Here is an 8,504-nt window from a genome sequence, read left to right on the forward strand (position 1 = left end):
CTGGAGAGACAGACACATGCAAGACGTAGTGATAGTCGCCGCCGCGCGCACCGCCATCGGCAGCTTCCAGGGCAGCCTGGCAAACATCCCGGCCCACGAACTGGGCGCCATCGTCATTCGCGAACTGCTGCGCCGCAGCGGCGTGAAGGCCGAGCAGGTGGACGAGGTGATCCTCGGCCAGGTACTCACCGCCGGCGCCGGGCAGAACCCCGCGCGCCAGGCCGCCGTTGCCGCCGGCCTGCCCCATGAAGTGCCGGCGCTGACCCTGAACAAGGTCTGCGGCTCCGGCCTCAAGGCCCTGCACCTGGCGGCCCAGGCGATTCGCTGCGGCGACGCCGAGGTGGTCATCGCCGGCGGCCAGGAAAACATGAGCCTGTCGCCCTACGTGCTGCCCAAGGCGCGCACCGGCCTGCGCATGGGCCACGCACAACTGGTCGACAGCATGATCGTCGACGGCCTGTGGGACGCCTTCAACGACTACCACATGGGCATCACCGCCGAGAACCTGGTGGACAAGTACGGCATCAGTCGCGAGGAACAGGACGCCTTCGCCGCCGCCTCGCAGCAGAAGGCCGTGGCCGCCATCGAGGCCGGGCGCTTCCGCGACGAGATCGTCCCGGTGAGCATCCCGCAGCGCAAGGGCGAGGCGCTGAGCTTCGACACCGACGAGCAGCCGCGCGACGGCACCACCGCCGAGGCCCTGGCCAAGCTCAAGCCGGCGTTCAAGAAGGACGGCTCGGTGACCGCCGGCAACGCCTCCAGCCTCAACGACGGCGCCGCCGCCGTGCTGCTGATGAGCGCGGCCAAGGCCAAGGCCCTCGGCCTGCCGGTGCTGGCCCGCGTGGCGTCCTACGCCAGCGCCGGGGTCGATCCGGCGATCATGGGTATCGGCCCGGTGTCGGCCACCCGTCGCTGCCTGGACAAGGCCGGCTGGCAACTGGCCGAGCTCGACCTGATCGAGGCCAACGAAGCCTTCGCCGCGCAGTCCCTGGCGGTGGGCAAGGAGCTGGGCTGGGACGCCGCCAAGGTCAATGTCAACGGTGGCGCCATCGCCCTCGGCCACCCGATCGGCGCCTCCGGCTGCCGGGTGCTGGTCAGCCTGCTCCACGAAATGCTCCGCCGCGACGCGAAGAAGGGTCTGGCGACCCTGTGCATCGGCGGCGGCCAGGGCGTGGCCCTGGCCCTGGTTCGCGACTGACGACACCCCACGCGTGCCTGCGTGACGGACGCCCCGGACGAACTCCGGGGCGTCCGGCGTTACACAAGAAAAAATAACTCCAAGAAATCGAGGTAGAAAAATGACCGCGAAACTGCAAGTGCAGGAGAGCCGTTCCGCGCGCTTCGCCATGGCCTGTTCGGCCTGGGCCGAGCGCTGGTTCCCGGACTCCTGGGTGTTCGCCACCCTGGCGGTGCTGATCGTGGCCGTGGCCACCCTGGCCATGGGCGCGGCCCCCGGCGAGACCGCCAAGGCCTTCGGCGACGGCTTCTGGAGCCTGATCCCGTTCACCATGCAGATGGCCTTCGTGGTCATCGGCGGCTACGTGGTGGCCAGCTCCGGCCCGGCCTCGAAGCTGATCGCGCTGCTGGCGCGGGTGCCGAACAACGGCCGCTCGGCGGTGGCCTGGGTGGCCGTGGTATCGATGCTCGCCTCGCTGCTCAACTGGGGCCTCAGCCTGGTCTTCGGCGGCCTGCTGGTGCGCGCCCTGGCGCGCCGCAGCGACCTGAAGATGGACTATCGCGCCGCCGGCGCCGCCGCCTACCTGGGCCTGGGCGCCGTGTGGGCGCTGGGCCTGTCGTCCTCCGCCGCGCAGCTGCAGGCCAACCCGGCCAGCCTGCCGCCGTCGATCCTCAGCATCACCGGGGTGATCCCGTTCACCGAGACCATCTTCCTCTGGCAGTCCGGCGTGATGCTGCTGGCGCTGGTGCTGGTTTCCGTGGTCATCGCCTACATGACCGCGCCGAGTGACTCCAGCGCGCGCGACGCCAAGGACTGCGGCGTCGACGTCAGCTTCACCCCGCCGAAGATGAGCAAGCCGAGCCGCCCCGGCGAATGGCTGGAGCACAGCCCGCTGCTGATCATCCTGCTGGTGGTGCTGGCCGGCGGCTGGCTGTTCCATGAGTTCGCCACCAAGCCGGCGATCCTTGCCATCTCCGGGCTGAACACCTACAACCTGCTGTTCCTGATGGTTGGCGCGCTGCTGCACTGGCGCCCGCGCAACTTCCTCGACGCCGTGGCCCGCGCGGTGCCGACCACCACCGGGGTGCTGATCCAGTTCCCGCTGTACGGCTCCATCGCGGCGATCATGACCACCGTGAAAGGCGCCGACGGCGCCACCGTGGCCCACCACATCTCGACCTTCTTCGTGCAGATCGCCTCCCATGACACCTACGCGCTGCTGATGGGCGTGTACTCGGCGGTGCTGGGCTTCTTCATCCCCTCCGGCGGCGGCAAGTGGATCATCGAGGCGCCCTACGTGATGCAGGTGGCCAACGAGCTGCAATACCACCTGGGCTGGGCGGTGCAGATCTACAACGCCGCCGAGGCGCTGCCGAACCTGATCAACCCGTTCTACATGCTGCCGCTGCTCGGCGTGCTGGGCCTGAAGGCCCGCGACCTGATCGGCTTCTCCTTCGTCCAGTTGCTGGTCCACGTGCCCATGGTGCTGTTCCTGCTCTGGGCCCTGGGCACCACCCTGCAGTACCTGCCGCCGGTCATGCCGTAACCACGCAGACGGCCGCCAACGGCAGAGGCCCGGACACCTTGCGGTGTCCGGGCCTTTTTCGTTGGGTCCCGTAGGGCGAATAACCGTTCGCGGTTATCCGCCGTTGGTCCTGAACGCCGTTGTTCGGGAGGGACGGCGGATAACGCCGTAGGCGTTATGCGCCCTACGCCACTGGGTTCCCGCCTTCCCGCGGCCGTTTACGCCACCACCACCCGCTGCGGGTCGGCGGCTTCGCGGGCGGCGCTGCGGCTGGGCAGCGGCGGGTAGATCCACTCGCCGTTGATCTGGCGCTTCAGCGCCTTGGCTTCGGCGCCCACCAGTTTCACTTCGCGGTCCCAGCCCTCGGTGTAGACCGCGCCCCAGGCGCCCAGGTCGAGGCAGGTGACGTAGAAGGCCTGGGTGTAGTCCTGGGTGGCCAGGCCGAGCAGGTCGGCGGCGACGTTGTAGCCGGCGCTGCGGCCCATGTTCATCGCGTGCTGGCAGGACATCAGCGCGTGGTTGCCGGCGTCGTCGAGCTGGGCCAGGGCCACGTCGCCGGCGGCGAAGATCGCTTCGCTGCCTTTCACCCGCAGGTCGCGGCTCACGTGCAGGCGGCCGAGCGGGTCGCGTTCGCCGGGCACCTGCTCGGTCAGCGGGCTGGCGCGCATGCCGGCGGTCCAGATCACCGTCTTGGCCTCGATGCGCTCTCCGGTGGTGGTGCTCAGGCCGTCGGCGTCGATGGCGTTCACCGCGGCGCCGAGGAAGCGCACCACGCCCAGTTCGTCCAGCGCCTGTTCGATCACCGGGCGCGGGCCGGGGCCGAGGTCCGGGCCGATGGCGTGGGCGCGTTCGACGATCACCACGCGCACGTCGGCGTCGGCGCCGAGGACCTTGCGCACCCGCTCGGGCATTTCGCAGGCGATCTCGATGCCGGTGAAGCCACCGCCGGCTACGACCACGGTGTTGCGCGCGTCGCTCGGCGGCAGGTCGGCCAGGCGCGCCAGGTGTACGTCGAGGGCGCTGGCCTCGTCGGTCTGGTCGATGCTGAAGGCGTGCTCGGCCAGGCCCGGGATGGCCGGGCGGAACAGACGGCTGCCGGTAGTCAGCACCAGGCGGTCGTAGTCGAGGCTGAAGCGCTCGCCGGCGGCGTTGACCGCCTCGACGCTACGCTCGGCGGCGTGGATACGCTCGACGCTGCCCTGGATGAAGCGCACCCCGGCGGCCTCGAACAGCGGCAGCAGCGGCGTGGTCATGCCGGCCGGCGCGGCTTCGTGCAGGCGCGGTCGCAGGTGCAGCAGCGGCTCCGGGGCGATCAGCGCGACTTCCACGTCGCCGCGGCCATGCTGGTCGAGGAGGCGGGCGGCGCCGAGGGCGCTCCACATGCCGGCGAAGCCGGAACCGATGACGAGAATGCGTTGTTGCATGGCGGGACTCCGTGAAAGGGAAAGGGCGTGCGGGCCGGGCCCGCAGTGAAACGACCGGGCGTTTCGGTGAGGCAATGCTAGGCGTCCGGGCTTTGGCGAATAACGGACAATCCCGGCTAAAAGCCCTAGTCCAATCCACGCATTGGACCGTATCGGCGGCCGTGCCTAGGCTGTTGTGCTGGGTCCGGAAACTCCCATCCACTCGAGAGCAGCGCCATGAACTTCAACCTGCAAGACAAACTCGCCCTGGTCAGTGGCTCCACCAAGGGCATCGGCTTCGCCATCGTCCAGGGCCTGGCCCGCGAAGGCGCGCGGGTCATCCTCAACGGCCGCAGCCAGGCCTCGGTCGACGCCGCCCTGGCCAAGCTCCGCGAACTGCAGCCGGATGCCCGCGTCGAGGGCTTCGCCGGCGACCTCTCGGAGCCGGCGGCGATCGCCGAACTGGTGCGCCGGCATCCCCAGGTGGACGTGCTGGTGAACAACCTGGGCATCTTCGATCCCAAGCCCTTCGCGGAGATTCCCGACGAGGACTGGGAGCGCTTCCTCAAGGTCAACCTGCTCTCCGGCGTGCGCCTGAGCCGCGCCTACCTGGCCGGCATGAAGCAGCGCAACTGGGGGCGGGTGGTGTTCATCAGCAGCGAGAGCGGCGTGCAGATTCCGGTGGAGATGATCCACTACGGCGTCACCAAGACCGCCCAGCTCGGCCTGTCGCGCGGGTTGGCCGAGGATTGCGCGGGCACCGGGGTGACGGTCAACTCGGTGCTGCCGGGGCCGACCCATTCCGAGGGCGTCGACGAGTTCGTCGACAAGCTGTCCGGCGGCAAGCCGTTCGCCGAGTTCGAGGACGAGTTTTTCCGCAGCGCGCGGCCCACCTCGCTGCTCAAGCGCTTCATCACCCCCGAGGAGATCGCCAACCTGGTGGTCTACGTGTGCTCCGAGGCGTCCGCCGCCACCAATGGCGCCGCCCTGCGCGCCGACGGCGGGGTGGTGCGTTCGGCGTTCTGAGGCATGGGGCCCGGCGCGCCGCCGGGCCTTCGTTTCAGGTGATCTGTTTGAGCAGGTCGCGCAGCTTGTCCAGCGCCGGGTCGATGTCCAGCACCTCGATGGCGCCGAAGCCCATCAGCAGCCCCTGGCGCGGCGTTTCGCGGTCGTAGAAACCGTCCAGCGGGTAGAGCCCCACCTCCAGCTTGCGCGCCAGTTCCACCAGTAGCGCCATCTTCACTGGCACCCGGAACAGCAGGGTCAGGTGGAAGCCGGCGGTGGACGGCACCGCCTCCAGCCAGGGCGCCAGGTCGCCTTCGACCCGCGCCAGGATGCGTTCGCGGCGCGTGGCGTAGATGCCGTGGCAGCGGCGGATGTGCTTGAGCAGGCAGCCGTCGCCGATGAACTTCGCCAGCGCCCACTGCGCCAGGGTCGAACTGTGCCAGTCGTTCAGCTGGCGGGCGCGCAGCAGCGCCGGGCGCAGCCCCGGCGGCACGATCAGGTAGCCCAGGCGCAGCTCCGGCAGCAGGGTCTTGGAGAAGGTCCCGACGTAGGCCACCAGGCCCTGGCGGTCGAGGCTGTGCAGGGTCTGGTCGGGCCGCCCCTGGTAGCGGAACTCGCTGTCGTAGTCGTCCTCGATGATCACCGCGCCGAGCTCGGCCGCGCGCGCCAGCAGGGCCTGGCGGCGCGCGTCGCTGAGCGGCATGCCGAGGGGGAACTGGTGCGCCGGAGTGCAGTAGATCAGCTGGGTGCCGTCGGGAATCCGCTCCGGGCAGAGGCCCTCGGCGTCCACCGGCACGCTGGCGACCTCCGCGCCCTGCATGGCGAACAGCAGGCGCGCCGGCGGGTAGCCGGGGTCTTCCATGGCCACCCGGGTGCCGGGGCGGACCAGCACCCGCGCCAGCAGGTCGAGGGCCTGCTGGGCGCCGTTGCAGACGATCACGTCGTCGTCGCGGCACTGCACGCCACGGCTGTAGGCGACGTGCCGGGCGATGGCGTCGCGCAGGCTCGGCAGGCCCTCGGGCTGCGAGTAGATCGCCCGTGGGCCCTGCATCTGCCGCAGGGCGAAGTGCACGCAGCGTCGCCAGTCCTCCTGCGGGAAGCTGTTGAGGCTGCTGGCGCCGCCGAGGAAGTTGGCGCGCAGGGTGGCGCCGGCGTGGGGATGGGAAAGCCGCGTCTGCAGCGCCTGCCATTCGTCGATGGCGGCCTGGGCGGCGTAGCGGATGCCCGCCGGGCGCTGCTCGTGGCGCGGCACGCGGGCGTTGACGAAGGTGCCGCTGCCGACCCGGCCGACCAGCACGCCTTCATAGGTGAGCTGGGCGTAGACGTCCGCCACCGTCTTGCGCGACAGCTCCAGTTGCCCGGCCAGCAGCCGGCTCGGCGGCAGCCGCGTGCCGGCGGCCAGGCGCCCGCTGTCGATGGCCGCGCGCAACTGCGCGTAGAGTTGCCCGCCAAGGTCCTTGTCGCCCTGGATGACGATATGCAACTCCATGGTCCGGCTATCCTCGATTCGCGTTCCGATGCCGGGAGACTAGCCGGGTGGAGCGCCCGCCGCGAAGTTGTGTAGCGACTTTTCGCGAAATTGGCCACCCCGCGCCGACGTTGGCGCCGGCACAATGGCCGCAACGGCGCCATGCCCGGCGCCGACCCGACCGAGGAATCCGCGATGGAGCCACGCCTGGACTACTACACCGCCTCGCCCGAGGCGCTCAAGGCGATCCTGGCGCTGGAGGCGGCGACCTTCGACCTGTCCATCGAGAAGGCCTTGCTGGAACTGGTCAAGGTACGCGTCTCGCAGGTCAACAACTGCGCGTTCTGCGCCGACATGCACGCCCTGGAGGCACGGCGCAGCGGCGAGTCCGAGCGGCGCCTGTACGCGGTGGCGGTGTGGCGCGACTCGCCGTTCTTCAGCGAACGCGAACGCGCCGCGCTGGCCTGGTGCGAGTCGGTGACGCTGCTGTCGCAGTCCAACGTGCCGGACGACGTCTACCAGCAGCTGCGCAGCCAGTTCGACGAGCGCGAATCGGTGGACCTGACCGTGGCCATCGCCGCGATCAACTGCTGGAACCGCCTGGCGGTGAGCTTCCGCCAGCTGCCGGCGCTCTAGCGCCGGCGCGGTTGCCGCGGCAGGCTGCCGGGCAGCGCGTAGTAGCGCGCCTGCGCGGCCGGGCTGGCGCGCCAGCGGCGTTCGGCGGCGAGGTCGTCGATCCACTCATCGAGGTCGGCTGGGTGACGGGCCGCGAAGCAGCGGCCGAGGAGTCTGGCGAACATGGCGGCATCCTCCGCAAAGGGGGTGGCGGCCACAGCCGCCGCCGGGTTTCAGGCGACGATCGAACCCAGCACGTCGCGGATGCGCTGGGCGATGTGGCCGGCGTGGGTTTCCAGGGCGAAGTGGCCGGTATCGAGCAGTTCCACCACGGCGTCGGGGTTGTCGCGGCGATAGGCCTCGGCGCCCGGCGGGATGAAGAAGGGGTCGTGCTTGCCCCAGATCGCCAGGGTCGGCACCTGCGCTTCGCGGAAGAAATGCTGGAAGTCCGGGTACAGCGTCAGGTTGTTGCGGTAGTCGAGGAACAGGTCGAGCTGGATGTCCTTGTTGCCCGGCCGTTCGAACAGCAGGGTGTCGAGCACGTAGCCGTCGGGCGCCACCAGCGACGGATCGGCCACCCCGTGCAGGTACTGCCAGCGGGTGCCTTCCAGGTTCAGCACGGCGTCGTGGATCACCTGGCGATTGGCCGCGCTGGGCTCGGCCCAGTACGCGCGGATCGGCGCCCAGGCGTCGCCCAGCCCATCCAGGTAGGCGTTGCCGTTCTGCGACACCAGCCCGGTGACCCGCTCGGGGTGCGCCAGGGCCAGGCGCAGACCGGTGGGCGCGCCGTAGTCGAACACGTACATCGCGTAGCGCCGCAGGCCCAGGGTCTCGACGAAGGCCCCCAGGGTCAGCGCCAGGTTGTCGAAGCTGTAGACGTAGTCGCGTTCGGCCGGCACCTCGGTGAAGCCGAAGCCCGGCAGGTCCGGCGCGATCAGGTGGAAGCGGTCGGCCAGCAGCGGAATCAGGTCGCGGAACTGGAACGACGAACTGGGGAAGCCATGCAGCAACAGCAGGGTGGGCGCGGACGGGTCGCCGGCCTCGCGGTAGAACACGCGCACGCCGTCGGCTTCGGCAAAGCGGTGGTGGATGGCGACGGCGGTGTTCGGGGTGGTGGACATGGCGAGGCTCCTGTGTAACTCGATAAATTCAATTTAGGGGTTACTGCTGGGATTCATTTTGCACGCGTCATGTAACCTGTCAAATTGAATTTAAGGAGTTACATTGCCATTCGTCCGGCCAGCCGCAGGCCGGCACCCGGGGCGTGCCTTGGCTGCTGCATGGGGAAGGGCGGCTGCGGCGGGCGCCGCA

Annotated in this window: 8 protein-coding genes; 4 read left to right on the forward strand and 4 right to left on the reverse strand. The window is 69.7% G+C overall.

The genetic code is table 11. The annotated features are described in order from the left end of the window. The first annotated feature begins 16 nt into the window (after window positions 1-16). Window positions 17-1,198, forward strand: a complete 1,182-nt coding sequence (locus tag P3W75_RS16280; RefSeq protein WP_276228342.1) for an acetyl-CoA C-acetyltransferase — start codon at window positions 17-19, stop codon at window positions 1,196-1,198. Between the two features lie 100 nt (window positions 1,199-1,298). After that, window positions 1,299-2,723, forward strand: coding sequence for a short-chain fatty acid transporter (locus P3W75_RS16285; protein WP_276228343.1), 1,425 nt, complete (start codon window positions 1,299-1,301; stop codon window positions 2,721-2,723). 197 nt (window positions 2,724-2,920) lie between these two features. Here the strand turns inward: P3W75_RS16285 and P3W75_RS16290 are convergent, their stop codons facing one another. Next, window positions 2,921-4,126, reverse strand: coding sequence for an NAD(P)/FAD-dependent oxidoreductase (locus tag P3W75_RS16290; protein ID WP_276228344.1), 1,206 nt, complete (start codon window positions 4,124-4,126; stop codon window positions 2,921-2,923). Between the two features lie 216 nt (window positions 4,127-4,342). On the opposite strand from P3W75_RS16290, the gene P3W75_RS16295 reads away from it, so the two are divergent. Continuing rightward, entirely contained in the window at window positions 4,343-5,131 is a 789-nt protein-coding gene (locus tag P3W75_RS16295; protein ID WP_276228345.1) for an SDR family NAD(P)-dependent oxidoreductase, read from the forward strand. Window positions 5,132-5,165: 34 nt separating this feature from the next. Here the strand turns inward: P3W75_RS16295 and P3W75_RS16300 are convergent, their stop codons facing one another. Next, entirely contained in the window at window positions 5,166-6,599 is a 1,434-nt protein-coding gene (locus P3W75_RS16300) for a PLP-dependent aminotransferase family protein (RefSeq protein WP_276228346.1), read from the reverse strand. 174 nt (window positions 6,600-6,773) lie between these two features. Here P3W75_RS16300 and P3W75_RS16305 point away from each other — a divergent pair, with 174 nt between their 5' ends. Continuing rightward, complete coding sequence (locus tag P3W75_RS16305; protein WP_276228347.1) at window positions 6,774-7,214, forward strand: carboxymuconolactone decarboxylase family protein; 441 nt, start codon at window positions 6,774-6,776, stop codon at window positions 7,212-7,214. On the opposite strand, the gene P3W75_RS16310 is transcribed toward P3W75_RS16305, so the two are convergent. After that, window positions 7,211-7,378: a hypothetical protein gene (locus P3W75_RS16310; protein ID WP_276228348.1), complete on the reverse strand. Its 168-nt coding sequence runs from the start codon at window positions 7,376-7,378 to the stop codon at window positions 7,211-7,213. The two genes, P3W75_RS16305 and P3W75_RS16310, sit on opposite strands and share 4 nt — an antisense overlap. Before the next feature lie 48 nt (window positions 7,379-7,426). Then, window positions 7,427-8,314, reverse strand: coding sequence for an alpha/beta fold hydrolase (locus P3W75_RS16315; RefSeq protein ID WP_276228349.1), 888 nt, complete (start codon window positions 8,312-8,314; stop codon window positions 7,427-7,429). Between the last annotated feature and the right edge of the window lie 190 nt (window positions 8,315-8,504).

The sequence above is a fragment of the Pseudomonas citronellolis genome (genome assembly GCF_029335315.1).
Taxonomy (GTDB): domain Bacteria; phylum Pseudomonadota; class Gammaproteobacteria; order Pseudomonadales; family Pseudomonadaceae; genus Pseudomonas; species Pseudomonas citronellolis_A.

Excerpts from the sequence above, each read along its gene's own strand:
- P3W75_RS16280 (WP_276228342.1), top strand. The coding sequence starts at position 17 with ATGCAAGACGTAGTGATAGTCGCCGCCGCGCGCACCGCCATCGGCAGC.
- P3W75_RS16285 (WP_276228343.1), top strand. The coding sequence starts at position 1,299 with ATGACCGCGAAACTGCAAGTGCAGGAGAGCCGTTCCGCGCGCTTCGCC.
- P3W75_RS16290 (WP_276228344.1), bottom strand. The coding sequence starts at position 4,126 with ATGCAACAACGCATTCTCGTCATCGGTTCCGGCTTCGCCGGCATGTGG.
- P3W75_RS16295 (WP_276228345.1), top strand. The coding sequence starts at position 4,343 with ATGAACTTCAACCTGCAAGACAAACTCGCCCTGGTCAGTGGCTCCACC.
- P3W75_RS16300 (WP_276228346.1), bottom strand. The coding sequence starts at position 6,599 with ATGGAGTTGCATATCGTCATCCAGGGCGACAAGGACCTTGGCGGGCAA.
- P3W75_RS16305 (WP_276228347.1), top strand. The coding sequence starts at position 6,774 with ATGGAGCCACGCCTGGACTACTACACCGCCTCGCCCGAGGCGCTCAAG.
- P3W75_RS16310 (WP_276228348.1), bottom strand. The coding sequence starts at position 7,378 with ATGTTCGCCAGACTCCTCGGCCGCTGCTTCGCGGCCCGTCACCCAGCC.
- P3W75_RS16315 (WP_276228349.1), bottom strand. The coding sequence starts at position 8,314 with ATGTCCACCACCCCGAACACCGCCGTCGCCATCCACCACCGCTTTGCC.